A 20,535-nucleotide genomic window follows, 5' to 3' on the forward strand; every position below is an offset into this window, starting at 1 on the left:
GTTTGCGCGTCGGGCTAGCGCCCCTAGCGGGCCGAGCGCGTGAAGACAAAAATTCCGGCAATCACCAGCACCGTGCCGGCCGCCACCCAGGCGGTGAACGGCTCGCCCAGAATCCACACTCCCATCAGTATGGTGGACATAGGCCCCACCATGCCGGTCTGCGCGGACAGGCTGGCGCCAATGCGTTCAATCGCCATCATCACCATCAGCACCGGCACGGCGGTGCACAGGATGGCATTGAGCAGCGACAGCCAGATCACCTCTGGCGCCACCGCAGCGGCGCTCAGCGGTCTGAGCAGCAAGAACTGCAGCAGGCACAGCAGGCAGGCGATGCTGGTGGCCAGCCCCACCAGCCGTAGCGAACCCAGGCGCTTGACCAGCTCACCGCTGTAAACCATATAGATCGCATAGCTGACCGCGCTGAGTAGCACCAGCAGCGCACCCCAGGCAACGTCAGGGCCCTGCAGGGTGATTTCGTGGCCGAACACCAGCACCACGCCACAATAGCTGATGGCCATGGCGACAACTTGCCGCCGCGTGATGCGTCGCTGGTACAGCACCAGACCCAACAGCATGACGAGAGTCGGGTTGAGATAGAGAATCAGTCGCTCCAGCGAAGCGCTGATATGGGCCAGCCCGGCAAAGTCCAAAAAGCTCGCCAGGTAGTAGCCGGTAAAGCCAAGCCAGAGCACGCCCAGCCAGTCCTTGCGCGTCAGTGCGGCCTTGCCCCGACTGGCCCACCAGGCCATCAGGGCAAAAATCGGCAGGGCAAACAGCATGCGGTACATGATCAGCGTGACGGCATCGACGCCGTAGCGGTAGGCCAGCTTGACGATGATCGCCTTGCCGCTGAAGGCGATCGCCCCGAAAGTCGCCAGCAACAGCCCGGACGCTATGCTTTTAGTAGCTGCTTGCACCCGCTCCACTTGGGCTAGAGGCCTATTTATATCTAAATTACTGTTCAAAACATACCCTTAAACGCCAAGCGCTCTGTTCACTGCGACAAAGCGCGCCAGCTTCCTGTTGATGAGTTTGGCACAGGAAGCGGCCAGGCGACATCTGACATTGTCGGGGTAGGCACCGCCATTGAAGACGGCTCAAGAGTCCAAAAGAAGAAACACCGTGAACTGCGGCGCCCCACTCGCCCATGAAAAACGGCGCCCTGAGGCGCCGTTGAATCAGAACGTCAAGAGGCGATGATCAGTCCTCGACGAAAGCCTCTTCCCGTTTACTCTTGACGGCGGGCAGCAGCACGATCACCAGCATCAGAGCGGCGGCAACCAGCAGGCCAGCAGACAGGGGACGCGTCACGAACACGCTCCAGTCGCCACGCGACAGCAGCAGCGCCCGGCGCAGGTTTTCTTCCATCATGGGGCCCAGGATGAAACCGAGCAGCAAAGGTGCGGGTTCGCAGCCGAGCTTGACGAAGGCGTAACCGATCACACCAAAAATGCCCACCATCCACACGTCAAACGTGTTGTTGTTGGTCGAGTACACACCAATGGCGCAGAACAGCACGATGGACGGGAACAGATAGCGGTAGGGCACGGTCAGCAGCTTGATCCACATGCCGATCAGCGGCAGGTTCAAAACCACCAGCATGGCATTGCCGATCCACATCGAGGCGATCAGGCCCCAGAACAGTTCGGGGTTGCTGGTCATGACCTGCGGGCCGGGCTGAATGTTGTGAATCGTCATGGCGCCCACCATCAGGGCCATCACGGCGTTGGGCGGAATGCCCAGCGTCAGCAGCGGAATGAAGGAAGTCTGCGAACCGGCATTGTTGGCCGACTCTGGCGACGCCACACCGCGGATGTTGCCCTGACCAAAAGGCACTTCGCCCGGCTTCATCTTCATCTTCTTTTCCAGCGCATAGGCGGCAAAGGCCGACAACAAGGCGCCACCGCCAGGCAGAATGCCCAAAGCACAACCCAAAGCGGTACCGCGCAGCACGGCAGGCGTCATGTCCTTGAAATCCTGCTTGGTCGGGAACAGACCGGACACCTTGGCCGTGAAGACCTCGCGCTCATGCTCTGGCTGCGACAGGTTGCTGATGATCTCGCCGTAGCCGAACACGCCCATGGCAATCACCACGAAGCCGATGCCATCGGTCAGTTCAGGAATGTCAAAGCTGAAGCGAGCCACGCCCGAGTTCACGTCGGTGCCGATCAGGCCGAGCAGCAGGCCCAGCACGATCATGGCAATCGCCTTGAGCAGTGAGCCCGAAGCCAGCACCACGGCGCCGATCAGGCCCAGGGTCATCAGCGAAAAATACTCGGCAGGGCCGAACTTGAAGGCCAACTCGGTCAGTGGCGGCGCGAAGGCGGCCAGGATCAGCGTGCCGACGCAACCGGCAAAGAAGGAGCCCAGGCCCGCGGCAGCCAGTGCCGGCCCCGCCCGCCCTTTTCGCGCCATCTGGTAGCCGTCAATACAGGTGACCGCCGACGAAGACTCTCCCGGCAAATTCACCAGAATGGCGGTAGTGGAGCCGCCATACTGCGCACCGTAATAAATACCGGCCAGCATGATCAGCGCCGACACCGGGGGCAATGCGTAGGTGGCGGGCAGCAGCATGGCGATGGTGGCGACCGGACCGATGCCCGGAAGGACGCCAATCAGCGTTCCCAAAACACAGCCCACCAAGCAGTACAGCAGGTTGATCGGCGTGAAGGCCACGCCAAACCCCAGCGACAAATGTTGAAGCAATTCCATTTTTTTATATCCTTAGCCGGTAATGAAGGTGGGCCATACCACGAACTGCAGCTTTAGCGCCATGACGAAAGCGACGTAACTGCCCACCGCCAAAATAGTGGCCAAAATAAACGTGTTCTTAACTTTCCAACCGGATTCCGCCATGCTGGCGATAAAGGTCAGGAAGTAAATTCCAACAATCATGCCCAAGGCTGGCACGCCAATCGAAGGCAGGCCGCCCAGACATACGCCGAAAACCAGGTTGGCAGCAATAATGAGGATCAGCGGCTTCCAGGCCCACTTACCGACCTTGTCGCCACCTTCGGACTCGACGACCAGCGCATTGAAGGTGATGGCAGCGCCCAGAATGGCCATCAGTATGCCCAACATGAGCGGGAAGTAACCGGGGCCCATGCGGGCACCCTCGCCGACGTTATAGGTCGTTGCGCCCCATGCGAACGCCACCCCGACGCCCATGAACATGAGACCGGAAAAAAAGTCTTTTTGACTCTTGATATTCACGGTTTGTCTCCTCTGCAAAAGATTGAATCCGTGGATTGTGCATTCAATCGTCAAGCCGGGGTATGTGGCTTTCACTTACATGGGGCTTACCCTCATATAACCTGTTGCCCGGATGCAGAAGATTTCAGGCCAAGGGCGGGGTGGCGGCCAGAATTTCCTCTATCGTAGTCAGGCCTTCGGCCACTTTCAGTGCGCCTGCCAGCCGCAGCGGGCGCATCCCCTCCTTGACCGCCTGGTGGCGCAGCGCATCGATGCTGGGCTCTTTGGAAACCTTTTCCTTGAAACCTTCGCTCACCGTCAGCAACTCATACAGGCCCATGCGCCCCCTGAAGCCGGTCATGCGGCAATCCACGCAGCCCACCGGTTTGTAGGGCCGATAGCCGCCGCTGATCTGCCAGGGCTTGACCAGCTCCACCAGCGTGTCGCGGGCGGCGCTGGCGTCCGGCTCGCGGCATTGGCTGCACAGGGTGCGCACCAGCCGCTGCGCCAGCACCCCCAGCAAGGTGGCATTGAGCAAATAAGACGGGATGCCCAGTTCCATCATGCGGGATACCGCCGAAGGCGCATCGTTGGTGTGCAGCGTGCTGAACACCAGGTGACCCGTCAGCGCCGCCTGCACCGCCATTTCCGCCGTCTGCAGGTCGCGGATTTCCCCCACCATGATGATGTCGGGATCCTGCCGCATCAGGGCCCGCAGCCCCTCCGGGAAGCCGAAATCGAGCTGCGGCTGCACCTGCGTCTGGTTGAACGCCGGCTCTATCATCTCGATCGGGTCTTCAATCGTGCTGACATTGACCGCCTCGGTGGCCAGCCTCTTGAGCGTGGAATACAGCGTGGTGGTCTTGCCCGAGCCGGTTGGGCCGGTCACCAGCACAATGCCGTGGGGCCGCTTGACCAGTTGCTCCCAGCGCTCGGCATCGTGCTGCGCAAAGCCCAGCGCATCCAGATCCTTGACCGTGGTGTCGGGATCAAAGATACGCATGACCATTTTTTCGCCAAAGGCCGTGGGCAAGGTCGACAGACGCATTTCGACTTCGTCGCCGCGCGGATTGCGGGTCTTGATGCGGCCGTCTTGCGGCCGGCGCTTCTCCACCACGTCCATGCGGCCCAGCAGCTTGATGCGCGCCGTCATGGCGTTGTGAACGCCCATGGGCAGCTGATAAACCGGATGCAGCACGCCGTCAATACGGAAACGGATCACGCCCTGCTCGCGCCGCGGCTCCAGGTGAATGTCGCTGGCGCGCTGGTCAAAAGCATATTGCCAGAGCCAGTCCACCAGTTGCACCACGCCCTGGTCGTTGGCATCGAGCTGTTTGGTGCTCTTGTTGAGTTCAACCAGCTGCTCGAAACTGGCCGAGCCGTTAGCACCGCCCGCCTTGAGCGCGGCCTTGACCGATTTGGCCAGGGCAAAAAATTCGGCCGTGAACTTGGCAATCTCCTGCGGATTGGCCAGCACCAGGCGCACGCTGCGCTTGGACTGGCGCTCTATCTCGGAAACCCAGTCGTTGATGAAGGGCTCGGAGGTGGCGATCACCACCTCATGGGGCGTGACCTGAACCGGCAAGACCTTGTGCCGCTCGGCATAAACGGCGGACATGCTGTCGGCCACCTTGCCGACATCGACCTTGAGCGGATCTATGCGCAGATACTGCAGGCCGGCGCGACCGGCCAGCCACTGGGCGATGGATTCGATATCCAGCGGCTTGCCGTCGGCCACCCGCGTCATGCCGACGCTGGCCAGCCGGATCAGCGGGTGCTGGGCGCTGTGCACCTGCGCGCAGCGGGTAATGGTGCGCTGCGCCTCGGCCCGGCTGATGACGCCGTCCTCACTGAGCCATTCGACCAGCTTGCGCCAGTCCAGCGGCCCCGAATGCAGCTTGTGAGCCTGGGGATTGACTGGAGATGGTGGGGGGATCACAGCGCTCATGAAAAGCACTTTACCCCATCTGGCACCGGAGAAAACCGTCGCTTCAGCACACCGGTTTGAAAAGCCTCAACCATTTTTTGGCCGGCAAATCCCAGCGCGATTCAATCACGCCGGCCCGCAGCAAGAGCTCGGCGCGCTCCGGGCGCGTCGGTTCGCGCTGGGCCAGCACCACCGTGTTGCCTTCGCGCGTCGGCCTGAAGGCCCACACCGATTCCGGGCCAAAGGCCTCGGCCAGCTTGGTCAGCGACTGCTCATAGCTGGAGTCGCGGCCAAACAGGTTGACGGTCATCACGCCATCCTCGGTCAGCAAGTCCCGGCAATGGGCATAAAAATCAGCGCTATCGAGCACCGGCGCCGCCGCTTCGTGGTCATAAAGGTCAACGTGCAGCAGATCCACCGTGCCCTGGTGCTGTGGCTTTTGTATCTCGATGGCGGCATCCGCCTCTATCACCTGCAACCGGAGATCGTCGCGCGGCAGCTTGAACCAGAGCCGGCAGGCGGTCACCACCTGTGGGTTGATCTCGATCGCCGTGGTTTTCATGCGCAGCTTCTTGTAGCAGAACTTGGTCAGCGCGGCCGAGCCCAGGCCCAACTGCATGGCATGCTTTTTGGCCACCGACGCGGCATCGGTGAAGAGCAAGCCCGCCATCATGCGCTGCACGTACTCCAGCTCGATGTCATAAGGCGCATCGCGCAGCATGGAGCCTTGCACCCACTCGGTGCCCAGATGCAAAAAGCGCACATCGCCGTAATCAGAAAAATTGACTTCCGGCAGATTCATGGTGCTGCTCGCACTCTCTTTTTTCGACATGAAATTCATCTCTGTTGTTCAAGCGGCCCATGCCATGGCCCTAAGTTTTTGCCGCGGCGTTTGCCGCCGGACACCGGACGAGCGGGGCCAGGCCTGCCACGCGACGTCAAGGGCCGCTAGGCAGGAAGCGGCTGCCGGCTTCCTGAATGCCCCAAAACAACTCGACCAGGGCCGGGTTGTTCAGCAGGGGCTCACCACAGAGGATTATCCAGTAACCGACACCATCGACCCAGAACGGTACCAATGACACCTCGGGCAGCAGCATGTCGGCATCGCTGTAAAAAGCCACGTAGCGCTGCGCGCCAGCCCAGCCGCGGCGCGCCTGGCGCAGGGAAAAGTCAGAAAAATCAGCGGCAACCGCGCTCAAGGTCTCGGCCTCATCCTGCGGCACACCGGCGCGTCCTAGGCAAAACCCGGTTTCCGACGCCAGCACGGCGCGCCGCTCGCCCGACAGCGAGGCGATCACATGCTGGCCAAAATCGTCCAGCCTGGCGTTGGGGGCGCTGATGGAGCGTGGCAGGCATTCGATCCAGCCTTGCGCCAGCGCCTGCTCGAACAAAGCCTTGGCGATTGGCAGCGTGGCAAACCATTCTTCTGGCGTCAGCGTGTTCGCCCCTCCCAGCAAGGCCTGCAGGGCGCGCCCGCTCTCGTCGGGCTGCTGGTGGGAAAACGCTTTCAAGGCGCCGGCCGGCGTGAGCGCCAGCCAGCACGGTGCTGGTGTGCTCATGCGCTGACTGTCGGCGCCGCTGCCGCGCCGGCAAACGGGTCTATGCTGAAAAGCAGGGATTTGACCAGCATGGCCACATCCGCCCGGCTGCGGGCATCGGCATCCATCACGCAAGGCGGTATGCCCTGGCGCTGCATTTCCTCGATCAACCGCTGCCTTACCGCAACGCCGCCCTGGTCGGCATGGGTGACACCGACGACGACCGCCGTTTTATCGATCAGCGGCCGAAACGCCTCCAGATAGAGCCGCAGTTCAGCCACAGAATCGGCCGCCGTGGCATTGACCAGCAGCACCATGCCGAGCGCGTTCTCCGTGAGAATGTCCCACATGAAGTCGAAGCGCTTTTGTCCCGGCGCGCCATAAAGCCTGACCTGGTCGCCGTTGTCGAGCTTCATGATGCCGTAGTCCATGGCCACCGTGGTGGTGCGCTTGATCTTGCGCACCTCGTCCGAGGCCTTCGCCTCGGTGCTGACCACGTCGATATCCGACAGCGCCTGAATCGCCGTGGTCTTGCCCGAGCCCACCGAACCTGCAAACACGACCTTGTAATGGGTAGTCATGACGCTTAAAAAAGTTTCTGCAGCATGGAGCGAAAAAAGCCCACGGAAGCCCGTGCCGGCTGCAGCGCGGCGCGAGGGGCCGGCTTGGCGCGCGCGCCCGCCTCCACCAAGCGCAGCTGGCCCAGGCCCGAGGCGGTGGACAGCAGCATGAAGCGGGCGATCTCAGCCGGATCATGGTGAGGGAAAACGGCGCGCAGGCCTGACAGTGTTTGCGGCAGGCGCACACAGATGGCGGCCAGTTGCAGGTAGAGGTTGCCAGCCCCCGGAATGCGGGTGAAGCCCGGCATGCTGTGCAGTTTCAGTTCGGCATCACGCAGCGCGGGCGGCGTCTGCCGGCCCAGGGACAAGTCGGCGATCAGCCACAAAAAGGTGTCCAGGCTGGCGCGTACCGCAGCACTGCGCGTGACGCGCTGCAGCGCCTCCTGGTCACTCAACTCACGCGCACTCATGGTGCTCACCGCGCCGCCGTGCTGGGCCAGCCGCGCCAGCATTTCCGGCACGGCGCTATAAGCCACCCAGCCTTGCGCCGGATGCATCACGATGGCGTGGTGCAGGCTCAGGCGCAGCTCATAGGGTTTATCGGTGGCGAGAAGATCAAGCAGCCGGGCCAGCAACAAGTGCTTTTGGAGTTCGGGAAATATCGTGCGCAGGGCCTGCAGACTGGCAAACAACGGCACCACCGCAAGCTCTTTGGGCACGGTCGCGGCAACGGCGACGGCTGGCGACGATCGCCGCGCAGGCGCGCCGCCCCCTGCCACCAGCCGTGTCAGGGCGGCACGCATGTCTTCCCCACCATAGGGCTTGCTCAAACATGCCAGCACCTGCCTGCCCTTGCCCTGCCCCTTGTCACGCCAGGATTGGTTGGTGGGCGCAGCCAGCAGCAAAGCACTGCGCCCGCCCAGCAAGGTAAGCAGGTCGGCCTCGGCCTTGACCGACCATTGAGCCAGACCGGCACCCGCCAGGTCAACAATAAAGAAGTCGGCGGCTGACAGGACCAGGCCAGACCGCAGCACGACCGGCTCGCAGCGCCAGTCCTTCATTCCGACATGGATGAAAATCGTCAGCGCAGCGGCTTCGCGTGCCGGCAGCCCCACCAGGGAAATTTTCATACGCTGGCGCTCTCAGTTTGCAGCGCCATCTCCACCGCGGCCCATCCGGCCGGCAAAGTGCGCTGGCGCTTGAGGATTTCGCGCCGCACCAGCATGAAGGCCAGCCTGTCCTGGCAACTCAGGCAATAGTGCAAAAACTGCTCTTGCGCCACCAGCTCCTGCTGCTCCCAGGCCCTCAGGGCTTGCGCGGCCATGGCGCGGGAGTCGTCGGCGCCGCAACGACGGGCGCGCGTGCTGACGTCGGCCGAGGCGCGGGTGAACAGGCTCCAGCGCGTGGCCAGCGGCGTGATGCGGGGCAAGGCTTTGGCCGCTACCCAGGCCTGGAAACGGCGAGCATTGCGCGCACCGAGGCGCGGCGTGGCCAGTTGCAAGGCTTGCGCCTTGAGCGCGGCAGCGCTCTCGTCAAAGCTGCCAAACAAGTCTGCCAGAGCGCCCTGCACCGGCTCCACGCCATCGAGCTGCAGCGCGGCATGCAGGCGCGCCAGATGCAGCGCCGCGTCACCCTGATGCTTGAGAAGCGCGCGCGTCCGGCGCCGGAACTCGCTCCGGCCGCTAAGACAGTGATTCGTCATGGCTTAGTCGAGCAAAGTATCCATGAGGTCAATCATGAACTCCACATCTTCTTGCGACATCGCCTCAAAGCCTTCGGTCATGCCCAGCGCGTCCAGCACCGAATGACCAGCGGCATCCGTACGCAAGGCCAGCAAGGCCGCGCTCAAGGCCGGCAAAGAGGCGGCGATGCGCGGGTGCGCCAGGATCACATGGCTGATGTCACCAATCGCGCTTTCCACCAAGGGCCGGATCTGGCTGCGCGTCATGCGCGACATAGCGGCAAAGGCATCGGCCAGGAAAAAAGCCACGTCCACTTCTTTCTTGATCGCCAGACGGGCGGCGGCCTGGTAGCTGGCGACGATGAGCCACTGGGCATCAGCCTCGCCTATGTCAGCGGGCTCCAGCAGGCGCTGGCCTATCAGTTTGATGTCCTGGTTGTCGGTCAGGGCGATGCGGCAACCCGGCTTGAGGTCTTCCACCCGTTGCAGCGGCGAGTCGGCGGCGCAGGCAATCACCATCTCGTCATAGCACTGGCGCGGCCGGGCAAACGGGAGATAGCCCAGCGTTCGCACCATGTGCGCGGCATCGAAAGGATTGGCGTAAATCACGTCGACCTGGCCTTGGGCAAGGATGGCCGCCTGTTCGGCCGCGCTCGCCGGTGTCAGCAGGTGCAGCTGTATGCCCGAGCGCTTTTGCAGCGCGGTGTTCAACATGTGCCAGGCAGCAAAGCGCTCGGGCGCGAAGTCGGGAGCAATCAGAAAATTGATGGTCATGACGCGGCCGCCTCCTGTTGCAACCACTGCGCATAGAGCGCCTCGGCCTCGGCCACGCGGCGGCGCGAGGGCTTGCGGCGAACCGAGGTGTAGCCGGTCACCACGGCGCCGCGCACATTCGGCACCACGGTGGCGTAGACCCAGTAATACCTCCCGTCCTTGCGCAGGTTCTTGACATAGCCATGCCACTTCTCGCCGCGCTGCACGGTATCCCAGAGATCCTTGAAGGCCGCCTTGGGCATGTCAGGGTGGCGCAATATGTATTGCGGCGCACCTATCAGCGCCTCGCGCTGATGGCCACTCATCTCGACAAAGGCCTCGTTGGCATGGGTGATGATGCCCTGCAGGTCGGTGCGCGAGATGATCAACCGCCCTTCCGGAAAAGGCACCTCCACCGCGCTGCAATACACCGTGCGCGCACTGTCGTCGAGGTATACCAGCCTGGCTTGGCGCGCCTGCGGCGCGGCGCTCATCGTCATATCAGGAAGTCCCATGGCCGATCCTCAAATGAGTTGGGAGAGCGTCTCGGTCGCCCTCTTGATGTCAAGGAAAATCAGGCCCAGCTTGGCATTGGGTTTGGCCAGCACCGTCAGCACGGCCTCGGGCCCGGCCGCGCTCATGATGACGTAGCCGCGCTCGCCCTGAATCAGGACGCGTCCCAGGACACCACGCCCCAGCTCGCGTGCCGTGCGGTCACCCAGCGACAGCAAGGCCGCCGACATCGCGCCTATGCGATCCTCGTCCATGTCATGCGGCAGGGCCGAGGCGATCATCAATCCGTCGGTTGAAATCAGCGCTGAAGCCTCGATGTCGGCGCTTGAGCCGTTGAGATCTCCGAGCGCCTGCTGAAACATTTCCGTGCGCACTTGCCATATCCTTTTTGGTTGTCACTGCGCGCCAGCATTGCTTGCGTTTCACACAGTAGCGACCATTAGGCATCGCCCGAAAACCGCCTGCATTGATCCATGTCAAGCAGGGGAAAACTTGTCATCGCCATTGCCTTTTTCGGCAACTCGATGACGAAACTTATGAGAGACGATGTTTTTCAAACACCTCGCGCCAGGCTTGGAGTTTTCTTTCAAACGACCAGGCGGCATGGGCCGGACTGGTGGACGGCAATTTGTAAACCGGCAAGCCCAGCAGCGCAGTGTGGCGCGCATGCTTGAAGCTCTCGCCGCCGTTGTGGGCAATCGCCTCCAGCGCCGGGCAGCGCCGCTGCACTTCGGCAAAGTCGTTCACCACCGCTTGGCGAATCTTGCTGTCCAGGCTGCCTTGGCGCTCGCAACTGGCGTACACGTCCCACACGCCCAGGCCCCGTGCGAGCAGCCAATCACTACGCTTTTGATAGCTGTCTGCGCCCGTCTCAATTGGGCTAGAAGGCCAAATGGCTTGCAAAATTCGCCAGAACTGGTTTTGCGGGTGGCCATAGTACTGCTGCTGCGCCAGCGAGGCCGCGCTCGGAAAACTGCCCAGAATCAGCAAACGGGTTCGGCTGTCGATGATGGGTGGCAAGCCAGTCAGCATGCAATCAAGGCCTGGAGCCTGGGCAAGGCCTGCAGCGCATTGGCGCTGGTGGCAGCCGCCAGTGCTTCGGTCGAAATACCACGCAGCTTGGCCACCTGCTCCGCGATCCGCGGCAACTCGCCCGGCTCATTGCGGCCTTGCGGCTGGCCTGCCGCGCGCTGTGCGGCCGTGGTGTAAAGCCAGTGCGGCGGAATGTCCGGCGCGTCCGTTTCCATCACCAGCGCATCCAATGGCAGCTCGGCCGCCAGCCGCCTGAGCTGCCGGGCCGGCTCATAACTCACAGCGCCACCAAAACCAAGCTTGAAGCCCAGTTTGATGAAGGCCATGGCCTGCTGCTCGCTGCCATTGAAAGCATGAGCAATGCCGCGCCAGCCCCCGCCCTCGGGTGACAAGTCGCGTAAATGCTTGAGCAGCTTGTCGGCCGATCGCCGCACATGCAAAAGCACGGGCAGGCCGTGCTTGCGCGCCAGCTTGAGTTGCTCGCGGTAAAAGTATTCCTGGCGCTCGCGCATGGGACTTTGCAGCAGCGCCGGGACGAAATAGTCCAGACCGATTTCACCCACGGCCACCAGTCGCGGGTCGGACTGCCGGCGCGTCAATTCCTCGTCCAGCGTCTGCAAGTCGCTGTCTTGCGCCGCGGGAACACACAGCGGATGGATGCCCAGGGCATAGCTGTCAGAAAACTGGTGCGCCAGCTGGCGTACCGCGCCGAAGTTGGCCACGTTAACCGCCGGCAGCACGCAATGCGCCACCTGGCTGGCGGCAGCGCGCGCGCGCACGGCCGCAACATCCGGAGAAAACTCGGCGGCATCGAGATGGCAATGGGTGTCAATCCAGAAAGTCATGGAAAAAAGAGAGAGACAAGGAAAAGTATGCGGTCCAGACTGAAGATATTGACACAGAAATGAAATGCGGCCACGCTATGCTTTTTTGGAGGAATGCCTTGCCATTCCTGATCTCTTCCGAGTCAACCGTGAACCCGTCAACAAGGAAAGCCAAATGAAAGCCTCTCGCCTGATCATTGGAGCCAGTCTCATTGCTTCAACCCTGAGCAGCCCCTTGTGGGCCCAGGATCAGAAGCTGCGCTTGATCACCTGGGCGGACTACGTACCGGCCGAGGTCGTGACGCAGTTCAAGAAGGAAACCGGCATTGACGTAGAGATCACCCTGTCAAACAACGAGGAGATGATCTCCAAGCTGCGTGCCACCGGCGGTGCCGGCTTTGACCTGGCCCAGCCCTCGCAGGACCGCATCACCGGCCCGCAGCAGGAGTTTGGCATTTACAAGCCCATGGATCTGAGCAAGATCAAGACCGAGCTCTTCATTCCCTCCATGCTGGACGCCACCAAGAAAAACACCACGCTGGACGGCAAGACCTATGGCCTGCCGCACCTCTGGGGCACGGATGGCCTGGTGGTCAACACCAAGCTCGCCACCATGAGCGACTATCCCGATCTGTGCAAGGCCGATGTCAAGGGCAAGACCGCCGTGCGCCTGAAACGACCCACCTTGCTGGCCTTTGCCTTTGCCTCAGGCAAGGACCCGTTTGCGCTCTACAAGGATCCCAAGGCCTACGGCGCGCTGATGGACGAGGTCGGCAAGACCATGGTGGCCTGCAAGAGCAATATCAAGTTTTACTGGGACAACAAGGACCAGCTGCTTAACGGCATGCGCGCCGGCGAAGTGGTGGGCGCGATGATGTGGGATACCGGGGGCTGGAAACTCAACAGCGAAAAACCGGAAATCCAGTACATCGCACCCAAGTCGGGCGCCCTCGGCTGGATAGACACCTTTGCCCTGCCTGCCAAGGGCCGCAATGACGCCGCCGCCTATGCCTGGATCAACTTCAACATGCGCCCGGACATCGCCGCCAAAGTGGCCGGCTCGGCCGGCAACTTCACCGCCGCCAAAGGCGCTGACCAGTTGATGGACGCCAAGCTCAAGGCCCAGTTTGCCGCCAGCTTCCCCGAAGCCGCCCTGAAAAACATCAAGTGGTATCCCGCCGTTCCCGCCGGCATTGAAGACATAGAGGGCCGGGTACTGGATCGCATCAAGGCCGCACAGTAACTATTGCCCGCGATTTCCCAGCGGTGTCAATCGACCTTCAGGCCGAGCATGTCGGTAAACAGTACGGCGGCCAGCTCGCCGTAAAGGACTTGTCCTTTACGGTGGAGCGGGGCAGCTTTTTCTCCATCCTCGGCCCCTCTGGCTGCGGCAAGACCACCTTGCTGCGCATGATCGCCGGCTTTCTGACCCCAGACACCGGCCAGATCCAAATAGGCGAAAAAGCCATGAACGGCGTGCCGCCCAACCGGCGGCCGGTCAATATGGTGTTCCAGCATCTGGCCCTGTTTCCCATGATGTCGGTGGGCGAAAACGTCGGCTACGGCTTGGCCAGGCGCGGCCTGCCGCGCGCCGAGATCGCCAAGCGCGTGGGCGCCATGCTGGAGCGTGTCAGCCTGCCAGGCATGCAGGACAAGCGGGTCGACCAGCTCTCGGGCGGGCAAAGACAGCGCGTGGCCATCGCCCGCAGCCTGGTGCTGGAGCCCACCTTGCTGTTGCTGGACGAACCGCTGGGGGCGCTGGACCTCAAGCTGCGCGAGCACATGAAAATCGAGCTCAAGCAATTGCAGGCAGACTTCGGCACCACCTTTGTCTACATCACGCACGATCAGTCCGAGGCACTGGTGTTGTCCGACCATGTCGCGGTGATGAACGCCGGCAGCTTTGAGCAGCTGGGCACGCCGCAGCAGCTCTATTACGAACCCCAAACCCCTTTTGTCGCCGGCTTTGTCGGCGCCAACAACCGGCTGAAAGGGCGCGCCATATCGGAACAAGAAGGTCTGCTGGCCTTCACGACCGAGCAAGGCCTGACCATGCACGCCCGCACCATGGGACGAATCGATCACGGGCAGGCCATAGAGGCCTTTGTGCGCCCCGAGGCCGTCAGCCTGGCCCGCCACGCGGCTGAGTTGCCGGCAGGTTACCCCAGCCATGCCGGCCAGGTGCAAAGCCTGCTGTTTGACGGCGCCAACTCCGCCGCCCTGCTGCGGGAAAGCAGCACGCGCACCGAGTTCCGCATTGCCCTGCCGCAGACCGGTCGCTTTGCCGATCTGCGCATCGGCGAAACCGTGGCCTTCAGCTTTGACCCGCAGCACGCCGTTTGTTTTGCGGCCACCGGGACAAGCGCCAATGCAAGCTGAAACCGCACGCGCATCAACAGCAGCGCCGCAAGCCCGGCTCATGTTGCTGCTACTGCTGGCGCCCGCGCTGATCTGGCTGATTGGCCTGATTGTGCTGCCGCATATCGACCTGGCGGTGCTATCGCTGCGCGAACGCGTGGCACCGCGCCAGTACGTGCCCAGCCTGGCGCAGTACCGCACTTTTATTGAGGAGCCGCTTTACTGGCACACCTTTGTGCGCACCGCCACCATGTCGATTCTGGCCACCGGGCTGACGCTGCTCTTGGCCTTTCCCATCGCCTGGACTATCGCCAAGCTGGTGCGCGGCCGTGCCAAATCTCTGCTGCTGGTGCTGTGCCTGATCCCCTTCTGGGTCAGCGAAACCGTGCGTACGCTGGGCTGGATGATCTTGCTGCGCGAATCCGGCGTGCTACCCGCCCTGCTGGTGCAGTTGGGCATCACGGCCATGCCGGTGGAACTGCTTTACCGCGACGCCACCATTTTGGTGGGTCTGGTCTATACCTCCATGCTCTTCATGGTGGTGCCACTGATAGGCGCGCTGGAAAGCCTGGATGACGCCCTGATAGAAGCGGCTTACGACCTGGGCGGCAACGGCCCGTCCATACTGCGTCAGATCGTGATTCCGCACGCCACGCCTGGCATTTTGGCGGGCTGCATGGTGGTCTTCATGCTGACGCTGGGCAATTACCTCACGCCCACTTTGCTGGGCGGCAAAAACTCACTCTGGTTTACCGAGCAAATCTACACCCAGTTCATCACCCGCTTCAACTGGGAACAGGGGGCCGCCTTCGGCTTTTTACTGCTGGGCCTGTCCACCGCCATCGTCTGGCTGGGGCTCAAGCTCACAGGCCAGAAATTCGGTGAAGTGATGAAAAGGTCATGACACACCCCCGTTGCCGCCCTCTTCGTATAGCGTCCTCCCTCCTTGCAGGGGGCGACCACTGCGACCCGGCGAAGCCGGTTCCGCGCGCTCACTTGCACGGAATCCGGGGAGTCATCCGGTGATTGCCTCCCTGCCTCGCCCGACCTGGCTGCGTGTCAGCACAATGGCCTACGCCATTGTTTTTTTCGCTTTCCTGTTTTTGCCGCTCGTGGTGGTGGCCGTGTTCGCCTTCAACGACGCGCCCTACCCCGCGCCGCCATGGCGTGGCTTCACGCTGGACTGGTTTTTCGGCAGCAGGGCCGGTCGCAGCGGGCTGTTTTCAGACGGGCCACTGCTGGCCAGCCTCTGGACCAGCGTGGTGGTCGCCTGTTGGGTCACGCTGCTGGCGGTGGTGGTGGGCACCACCAATGCTTTTTTGATAGAGCGCAGCCGTTTTCCGGGCAAACAGGCCTTGTCACTCCTGATGCTGGCGCCGCTAGTGATTCCGGGCGTGATTCTGGGCATATCGATTTTGGCCTTTGCCAGTCGGCTGGCGCAATTTGCCGACGATATGTGGGGCCTGGAGCTTGACTTCCTGCGCCCCGGCCTGCCGCTGGTGGTGCTGGGGCAGTTTTCCTATATTGTGTCGATTGCCACCCTCATCATCACGGCGCGTCTCAAGCGCTTTGACATCAGCCTGGAAGAAGCCGCCTACAACCTGGGCGCCTCGCGCGCCGCGGTATTTGCCACCATCACCCTGCCGGCCCTCAAACCGGCACTGATAGGTGCTGCGGCGATATCATTTTTGATGTCATTCGAGAACTTCAACACCACGCTGATGCTGGTAGGTTCGGACGCTCCGCTCACCGTCATGATGTATGGCCGCATGCGCGAAGGGGCCACGCCGGTTCTCAATGCTGTCAGCCTGTTTCTCATGCTGGCTTCTGCCGGCCTGGCGCTCAGTTTGCTGCGCCAGCCCGTCAACCGGGAAACATGCTCAAGCCCCTGATAACCGTCTGTTACAACGCCCGGTCACGGATCGTTAAATGGCGTGCAGGGACGCACAAATCGTGATACGGTGCAGCTGTTGATTTGCCTGGTTTTTGACATTTACCTCACAGGTGAACGGATGCGAAGGCCTGCCCTTTACAGTAGCTCCAGCCGCGCCACCAGGCACGACCCCGGTGGCAGTGAGCCCTTGGGCGCAGCCGCTGCCAGTTCCACACCGGTCACCGCACCCACCAGCCACCCATCACGTTTATCACGGCTGATCAGCAAGCCCCATCTGCTCTGGGGCGTGGTCGGTCTGCTGATCTTGATGCTGACCATCAGTTTTACCCTGTTGCTGCGGCCGGCGGCGCGCCCGCTGACCCAGAAAGATATCAACGCGGCGGTGCTCAAAACACTGGAAACCACCCAGCTTCCCTCGCCTGCCGTGAAAGCCTACGAAGCCATCATCCCGTCGGTGGTACGCGTCGTGGGCCTGGGTAAAAGCAGCAAAGGGAAAAATGACAAAGACGATGTCGAGCGCAGCGTGGGCACCGGCGTGGTGATCGTCGACAAGGGCATCATCCTGACCAATTTGCATGTGGTGCGTGACGCCGAAACCATCAAGGTCACCTTTTCGGACGGCCTGGAATCCCTCGCCACCATTACCGGCGTGCAGCCCGAAAACGATCTGGCGGTGTTGCAGGCGCACAAAATCCCCGATGACTTGATGGCCGCAACCATGCGCTCGACTGCGGACCTGGCGCCTGGCGATCAGGTGCTTGCCGTAGGCTACCCCTTTGGCATAGGCCCCTCCGCCACGGCAGGGGTGATTTCCGGACTGCAGCGCACTTTCCGCTCGCCTGAAGGCAAGCAGCAAATGACCAACCTGATTCAGTTTGACGCCGCGGCCAACCCTGGCAACTCTGGCGGCCCGCTGGTCACCATGGACGGCGAGGTGATTGGCATCGTGACCGCCATTTACAACCCCAACCAGCAGCGCACGTTTATCGGCATCGGCTTTGCCGTGCCGATTGAAAATGCAGCCTCGGCTGCCGGCATGCCTCCCTTCTAAAGGATTGCTATGGATTCGACCAGCCCCGATCATGTGCCAGCCACCGGCCACGATACCGCCCAGTTGATGGAGCAAATCCTCTACGAGGTCAAACGCGTGGTGGTCGGACAAGACCGTTTTCTGGAGCGCGTCATGGTGGCCATCCTGGCGCAGGGCCATCTGCTGGTCGAAGGCGTTCCGGGCCTGGCCAAGACCCTCACCATCAAAACGCTGGCCAACACCGTGCGCGGCAATTTCAAACGCATCCAGTTCACGCCCGACCTGGTCCCGGCCGACCTGGTGGGCACCCGCATCTACAACCAGAAAACCGGCGAGTTCAGCACCTCGCTCGGGCCAGTGTTCACCAACTTGCTGCTGGCCGACGAAATCAACCGGGCGCCCGCCAAGGTGCAAAGCGCGCTGCTGGAAGTGATGCAGGAGCGACAGGTCACGATTGCAGGCTTCACGCACAAGGTACCAGAGCCATTTTTGGTGATGGCCACGCAAAACCCGATTGAAACCGAGGGCACCTACCCCTTGCCCGAAGCACAGGTTGACCGCTTCATGATGAAGGTGCTGGTCGACTACCCCACCGACGCGGAAGAATTCGTCATCGTCCAGCGCGTCACCGGCGCTGCGGTGACCGTGTCGGCTGTTGCCACCACCGAGCAACTGGCCGCCCTGCAGGCCGAATGCAGGCGAATTTATGTCGACCCTTCACTGGTGCAGTACGCGGTGCGCCTGATATCAGCCACCCGTACACCCGCCAAATTCGGGCTCACTGAGCTCGAACACCTGATCACCTTTGGCGCCAGCCCCCGCGCCACTATCAATCTGACCGAGGGCGCCCGGGCGCTGGCCATGATGCGTGGCCGTAGCTACGTGCTGCCTGAAGACATGAACGACCTGGTGCCCGACGTGCTGCGCCACCGCTTGGTGCTGTCTTATGAAGCCTTGTCCGAAGGGCTTTCCGCCGATCAGGTGGTCAGCAAGATCATGGCCAAAATCCCCTCACCCGCCAAACCACTTGAGCATGAAAAACTTGCCGCCTAAAAATAGCGCCCCCACGCTTGCCGCTTCGCGTGCTGCGCTGCCCCCCAAGGGGGCTGGCCTTGCTTGGGGCGGCCCGGCGCTGCGGCCCTCAGGAGCAGGCTCATGAGCAAGCCTTCATCCAACGCAGAACAGTTGCTGCGCCACCTCGAATGGACGGTGCTGCGCCGGCTCGAAGGCCTGCTGCAGGGCGACTACCGCACACTGCTGCGCGGCACCGGCATAGACCTGGCAGACCTGCGCGAATACCAGTACCACGACGACGTACGCCACATCGACTGGAACGTCACCGCCCGCCTGCAGCAAACCCATGTACGCGTGTTCACCGAAGACCGGGAAATGAGCGCCTGGTTTTTGCTGGACCTGAGCCCCTCCATGGACTTCGGCTCAGGCGAGCAACGCAAGCGTCAGGTCTTGACCGAGTTCGTCGCCGTACTGGCGCGCCTGCTGGTTCACCACGGCAACCGTGTCGGCGCCATGTTTTACAACGCCGGCGTCGATGCCGTCATTCCCGCACGCGCAGGTCGCCATCACATCCTGCATTTGCTGCATAGCCTGCTGACGCAGCCCGTGACCGAGGGCAAAGGTCCTACCCGCTTGCACGAACTGCTACAGGCGGCGGCCAACCTGATACGCCGGCGCTCTACCGTTTTTGTGGTATCCGACTTCATCAGCGAAGCCGGTTGGGAAAAGCCTTTGGGCCTGCTGGCCCAGCGCCATGATGTGGTGGCTGTGCGCCTGTTGGACCCACTGGAGCTGGAATTGCCCGATCTGGGCCTGATTCCGATACGTGATGTGGAAACCGGCGAGCAATTGCTGGTGGACACCCATGATGCGGGCTTTCGCAAACGTTTCTCTCGTATCGCTGCGCAGCGCGAAGCCGACCTGCGACAGGCTCTGGCACGCGCCGGTGTCGACACGCTGGAGCTCTCCACCGACGACCAGCTGATCGACGCCATCATGCGCTTTACCGATTTGCGCAAGCGCCGCAGCCAATCTAGCGGCGCTCAGGCAACTGGCGGCAAGCTGCCAGGCCACCTGCGGAGCGTCGCCTGAGGCGCAGCCCCAAGGAATTGCCATGACTTTTCTCTGGCCCCAATTTCTCTGGCTGCTGCTGAGCATTCCCCTGCTGGTCGCGGTCTATGTCTGGCTGCTGCGGCGCAAGAAGAAAATGGCCTTGCGTTATGCCAGCCTGTCCATCGTGCGCGAAGCCATTGGCGCGGGTCAAAGCATGCGCCGGCATATTCCGCCGCTGCTGTTTTTGCTGTCACTGGCGGCCATGATGCTGGCGTCTTCGCGTCCATTCGCCGTCGTCACCCTGCCCTCGGAACGGGAAACCATCATGCTGGCCATGGACGTGTCCGGCAGCATGCGAGCCACCGATGTACTGCCCAACCGACTGGTGGCTTCGCAAAATGCCGCCAAGGCCTTTCTGGCCGATTTGCCACGCAACGTTAGGGTCGGCATCGTGGCCTTTGCCGGCACCGCCGCCGTGGTTCAGCCCCCCACCTTGAGCCGCGAAGACCTGACGGTGGCCATAGACAAATTCCAGTTGCAGCGCGGCACGGCCATTGGCAACGGCATTGTGGTGGCACTGGCCGAGCTCTTCCCCGATGCCGGCATTGACCTGGCCTCCATGCAATACGGTCGCGAGCGGCCGCGCGGCGTGTCCCTGGACCAGGCCAGCACGGAGAGCAAGGAGGAGAAAAAAGAATTCACCCCCGTCGCGCCCGGCTCCTACACCTCTGCCGCGATCATTTTGCTGACCGACGGCCAGCGCACCACCGGCGTGGATTCTCTGGATGCGGCCAAGCTGGCGGCTGACCGCGGGGTGCGCGTCTACACCGTCGGCGTGGGCACGGTGGAGGGAGAGACGATTGGTTTTGAAGGCTGGTCCATGCGTGTCAAGCTCGACGAGGAAACCCTCAAAGGCATCGCCAGGGCCACCCAAGCCGAATATTTTTATGCCGGTACCGCGGCCGACCTCAAAAAGGTTTATGAAACCCTTAGCTCCCGGCTGGCCGTGGAGAAAAAAGAAACCGAAATTTCCGGACTGCTGGCCTTGCTGGCAGCGGCACTGGCGCTGCTCTCTGCCGCCTTGTCACTGCTTTGGTTCAACCGGATTCTTTGATGCGCGGGCGCAGCTGGTTTAGCCAGAGTACAAACGCCTGGCCAACAGGCAT

The 20,535-nt window shown here is 62.1% G+C and carries 22 protein-coding genes; 8 read left to right on the top strand and 14 right to left on the bottom strand.

What is annotated here, in order from left to right:
* Positions 1 to 23: 23 nt before the first annotated feature.
* The 14 genes from BM160_RS04515 to BM160_RS04580 form a co-directional block, all read right to left on the bottom strand.
* Positions 24 to 917, bottom strand: coding sequence for a DMT family transporter (locus tag BM160_RS04515; protein ID WP_255368631.1), 894 nt, complete (start codon positions 915 to 917; stop codon positions 24 to 26).
* Positions 918 to 1,200: 283 nt separating this feature from the next.
* Entirely contained in the window at positions 1,201 to 2,712 is a 1,512-nt protein-coding gene (locus BM160_RS04520; protein ID WP_092001119.1) for a tripartite tricarboxylate transporter permease, read from the bottom strand.
* A 12-nt stretch (positions 2,713 to 2,724) separates the two neighbouring features.
* Positions 2,725 to 3,213 (bottom strand): tripartite tricarboxylate transporter TctB family protein, encoded by a 489-nt coding sequence (locus tag BM160_RS04525; protein ID WP_092001122.1) that lies wholly within the window; start codon positions 3,211 to 3,213, stop codon positions 2,725 to 2,727.
* 124 nt (positions 3,214 to 3,337) lie between these two features.
* Complete coding sequence (locus BM160_RS04530; RefSeq protein WP_092001295.1) at positions 3,338 to 5,140, bottom strand: type IV pilus assembly ATPase TfpB; 1,803 nt, start codon at positions 5,138 to 5,140, stop codon at positions 3,338 to 3,340.
* Positions 5,141 to 5,183: 43 nt separating this feature from the next.
* Positions 5,184 to 5,951 (bottom strand): class I SAM-dependent methyltransferase, encoded by a 768-nt coding sequence (locus tag BM160_RS04535; protein ID WP_092001297.1) that lies wholly within the window; start codon positions 5,949 to 5,951, stop codon positions 5,184 to 5,186.
* A gap of 106 nt (positions 5,952 to 6,057) precedes the next feature.
* Positions 6,058 to 6,678 carry a hypothetical protein gene (locus BM160_RS04540; protein WP_092001125.1) on the bottom strand — a complete coding sequence of 207 codons (621 nt, stop codon included), beginning with the start codon at positions 6,676 to 6,678 and terminating at the stop codon, positions 6,058 to 6,060.
* Positions 6,675 to 7,238 carry a GTP-binding protein gene (locus BM160_RS04545; protein ID WP_092001128.1) on the bottom strand — a complete coding sequence of 188 codons (564 nt, stop codon included), beginning with the start codon at positions 7,236 to 7,238 and terminating at the stop codon, positions 6,675 to 6,677. Before BM160_RS04545 ends, BM160_RS04540 begins: the two co-directional genes overlap by 4 nt.
* A 5-nt stretch (positions 7,239 to 7,243) precedes the next feature.
* On the bottom strand, positions 7,244 to 8,347 hold the full coding sequence (locus tag BM160_RS04550; RefSeq protein WP_092001131.1) for a hypothetical protein: 1,104 nt from the start codon (positions 8,345 to 8,347) through the stop codon (positions 7,244 to 7,246).
* A complete protein-coding gene (locus BM160_RS04555) occupies positions 8,344 to 8,919 on the bottom strand; it encodes a hypothetical protein (protein ID WP_092001134.1) in 576 nt (191 codons plus the stop codon). Before BM160_RS04555 ends, BM160_RS04550 begins: the two co-directional genes overlap by 4 nt.
* Positions 8,920 to 8,922: 3 nt before the next feature.
* Positions 8,923 to 9,672, bottom strand: a complete 750-nt coding sequence (locus BM160_RS04560; protein ID WP_092001137.1) for a PhnD/SsuA/transferrin family substrate-binding protein — start codon at positions 9,670 to 9,672, stop codon at positions 8,923 to 8,925.
* Complete coding sequence (locus tag BM160_RS04565) at positions 9,669 to 10,166, bottom strand: PAS domain-containing protein (protein ID WP_092001140.1); 498 nt, start codon at positions 10,164 to 10,166, stop codon at positions 9,669 to 9,671. The genes BM160_RS04560 and BM160_RS04565 overlap by 4 nt, the downstream gene beginning before the upstream one ends.
* A 9-nt stretch (positions 10,167 to 10,175) precedes the next feature.
* Positions 10,176 to 10,538 (bottom strand): roadblock/LC7 domain-containing protein, encoded by a 363-nt coding sequence (locus tag BM160_RS04570; protein ID WP_092001143.1) that lies wholly within the window; start codon positions 10,536 to 10,538, stop codon positions 10,176 to 10,178.
* 160 nt (positions 10,539 to 10,698) lie between these two features.
* Complete coding sequence (locus tag BM160_RS04575; RefSeq protein ID WP_092001146.1) at positions 10,699 to 11,196, bottom strand: DNA-deoxyinosine glycosylase; 498 nt, start codon at positions 11,194 to 11,196, stop codon at positions 10,699 to 10,701.
* The gene (locus BM160_RS04580) at positions 11,190 to 12,041 is read right to left on the bottom strand and encodes a TatD family hydrolase (protein WP_092001149.1); all 852 of its coding nucleotides are present in this window, start codon (positions 12,039 to 12,041) and stop codon (positions 11,190 to 11,192) included. The genes BM160_RS04575 and BM160_RS04580 overlap by 7 nt, the downstream gene beginning before the upstream one ends.
* A 154-nt stretch (positions 12,042 to 12,195) precedes the next feature.
* Here BM160_RS04580 and BM160_RS04585 point away from each other — a divergent pair, with 154 nt between their 5' ends.
* The 8 genes from BM160_RS04585 to BM160_RS04620 all read left to right on the top strand — a co-directional run bounded on the left by BM160_RS04585 (position 12,196) and on the right by BM160_RS04620 (position 20,483).
* Positions 12,196 to 13,263 (top strand): extracellular solute-binding protein, encoded by a 1,068-nt coding sequence (locus BM160_RS04585; protein ID WP_092001300.1) that lies wholly within the window; start codon positions 12,196 to 12,198, stop codon positions 13,261 to 13,263.
* A 23-nt stretch (positions 13,264 to 13,286) separates the two neighbouring features.
* Entirely contained in the window at positions 13,287 to 14,399 is a 1,113-nt protein-coding gene (locus BM160_RS04590; protein WP_092001153.1) for an ABC transporter ATP-binding protein, read from the top strand.
* Positions 14,389 to 15,282, top strand: coding sequence for an ABC transporter permease (locus BM160_RS04595; RefSeq protein ID WP_092001156.1), 894 nt, complete (start codon positions 14,389 to 14,391; stop codon positions 15,280 to 15,282). The genes BM160_RS04590 and BM160_RS04595 overlap by 11 nt, the downstream gene beginning before the upstream one ends.
* Positions 15,283 to 15,400: 118 nt before the next feature.
* Positions 15,401 to 16,270, top strand: coding sequence for an ABC transporter permease (locus BM160_RS04600; RefSeq protein ID WP_092001159.1), 870 nt, complete (start codon positions 15,401 to 15,403; stop codon positions 16,268 to 16,270).
* A 120-nt stretch (positions 16,271 to 16,390) separates the two neighbouring features.
* Complete coding sequence (locus BM160_RS04605; protein WP_092001303.1) at positions 16,391 to 17,323, top strand: S1C family serine protease; 933 nt, start codon at positions 16,391 to 16,393, stop codon at positions 17,321 to 17,323.
* A 9-nt stretch (positions 17,324 to 17,332) separates the two neighbouring features.
* The gene (locus BM160_RS04610; protein ID WP_092001162.1) at positions 17,333 to 18,355 is read left to right on the top strand and encodes an AAA family ATPase; all 1,023 of its coding nucleotides are present in this window, start codon (positions 17,333 to 17,335) and stop codon (positions 18,353 to 18,355) included.
* Between the two features lie 102 nt (positions 18,356 to 18,457).
* On the top strand, positions 18,458 to 19,408 hold the full coding sequence (locus BM160_RS04615; RefSeq protein WP_092001165.1) for a DUF58 domain-containing protein: 951 nt from the start codon (positions 18,458 to 18,460) through the stop codon (positions 19,406 to 19,408).
* Positions 19,409 to 19,430: 22 nt separating this feature from the next.
* A complete protein-coding gene (locus BM160_RS04620; RefSeq protein WP_092001168.1) occupies positions 19,431 to 20,483 on the top strand; it encodes a VWA domain-containing protein in 1,053 nt (350 codons plus the stop codon).
* Positions 20,484 to 20,535 lie beyond the last annotated feature (52 nt).

The organism is Polaromonas sp. OV174 (assembly GCF_900112285.1).
GTDB lineage: Bacteria > Pseudomonadota > Gammaproteobacteria > Burkholderiales > Burkholderiaceae_C > Polaromonas.

Excerpts from the sequence above, each read along its gene's own strand:
- BM160_RS04520 (WP_092001119.1), bottom strand. The coding sequence starts at position 2,712 with ATGGAATTGCTTCAACATTTGTCGCTGGGGTTTGGCGTGGCCTTCACG.
- BM160_RS04530 (WP_092001295.1), bottom strand. The coding sequence starts at position 5,140 with ATGAGCGCTGTGATCCCCCCACCATCTCCAGTCAATCCCCAGGCTCAC.
- BM160_RS04535 (WP_092001297.1), bottom strand. The coding sequence starts at position 5,951 with ATGTCGAAAAAAGAGAGTGCGAGCAGCACCATGAATCTGCCGGAAGTC.
- BM160_RS04540 (WP_092001125.1), bottom strand. The coding sequence starts at position 6,678 with ATGAGCACACCAGCACCGTGCTGGCTGGCGCTCACGCCGGCCGGCGCC.
- BM160_RS04545 (WP_092001128.1), bottom strand. The coding sequence starts at position 7,238 with ATGACTACCCATTACAAGGTCGTGTTTGCAGGTTCGGTGGGCTCGGGC.
- BM160_RS04550 (WP_092001131.1), bottom strand. The coding sequence starts at position 8,347 with ATGAAAATTTCCCTGGTGGGGCTGCCGGCACGCGAAGCCGCTGCGCTG.
- BM160_RS04555 (WP_092001134.1), bottom strand. The coding sequence starts at position 8,919 with ATGACGAATCACTGTCTTAGCGGCCGGAGCGAGTTCCGGCGCCGGACG.
- BM160_RS04560 (WP_092001137.1), bottom strand. The coding sequence starts at position 9,672 with ATGACCATCAATTTTCTGATTGCTCCCGACTTCGCGCCCGAGCGCTTT.
- BM160_RS04565 (WP_092001140.1), bottom strand. The coding sequence starts at position 10,166 with ATGGGACTTCCTGATATGACGATGAGCGCCGCGCCGCAGGCGCGCCAA.
- BM160_RS04575 (WP_092001146.1), bottom strand. The coding sequence starts at position 11,196 with ATGCTGACTGGCTTGCCACCCATCATCGACAGCCGAACCCGTTTGCTG.
- BM160_RS04580 (WP_092001149.1), bottom strand. The coding sequence starts at position 12,041 with ATGACTTTCTGGATTGACACCCATTGCCATCTCGATGCCGCCGAGTTT.
- BM160_RS04585 (WP_092001300.1), top strand. The coding sequence starts at position 12,196 with ATGAAAGCCTCTCGCCTGATCATTGGAGCCAGTCTCATTGCTTCAACC.
- BM160_RS04595 (WP_092001156.1), top strand. The coding sequence starts at position 14,389 with ATGCAAGCTGAAACCGCACGCGCATCAACAGCAGCGCCGCAAGCCCGG.
- BM160_RS04605 (WP_092001303.1), top strand. The coding sequence starts at position 16,391 with ATGCGAAGGCCTGCCCTTTACAGTAGCTCCAGCCGCGCCACCAGGCAC.
- BM160_RS04610 (WP_092001162.1), top strand. The coding sequence starts at position 17,333 with ATGGATTCGACCAGCCCCGATCATGTGCCAGCCACCGGCCACGATACC.
- BM160_RS04615 (WP_092001165.1), top strand. The coding sequence starts at position 18,458 with ATGAGCAAGCCTTCATCCAACGCAGAACAGTTGCTGCGCCACCTCGAA.
- BM160_RS04620 (WP_092001168.1), top strand. The coding sequence starts at position 19,431 with ATGACTTTTCTCTGGCCCCAATTTCTCTGGCTGCTGCTGAGCATTCCC.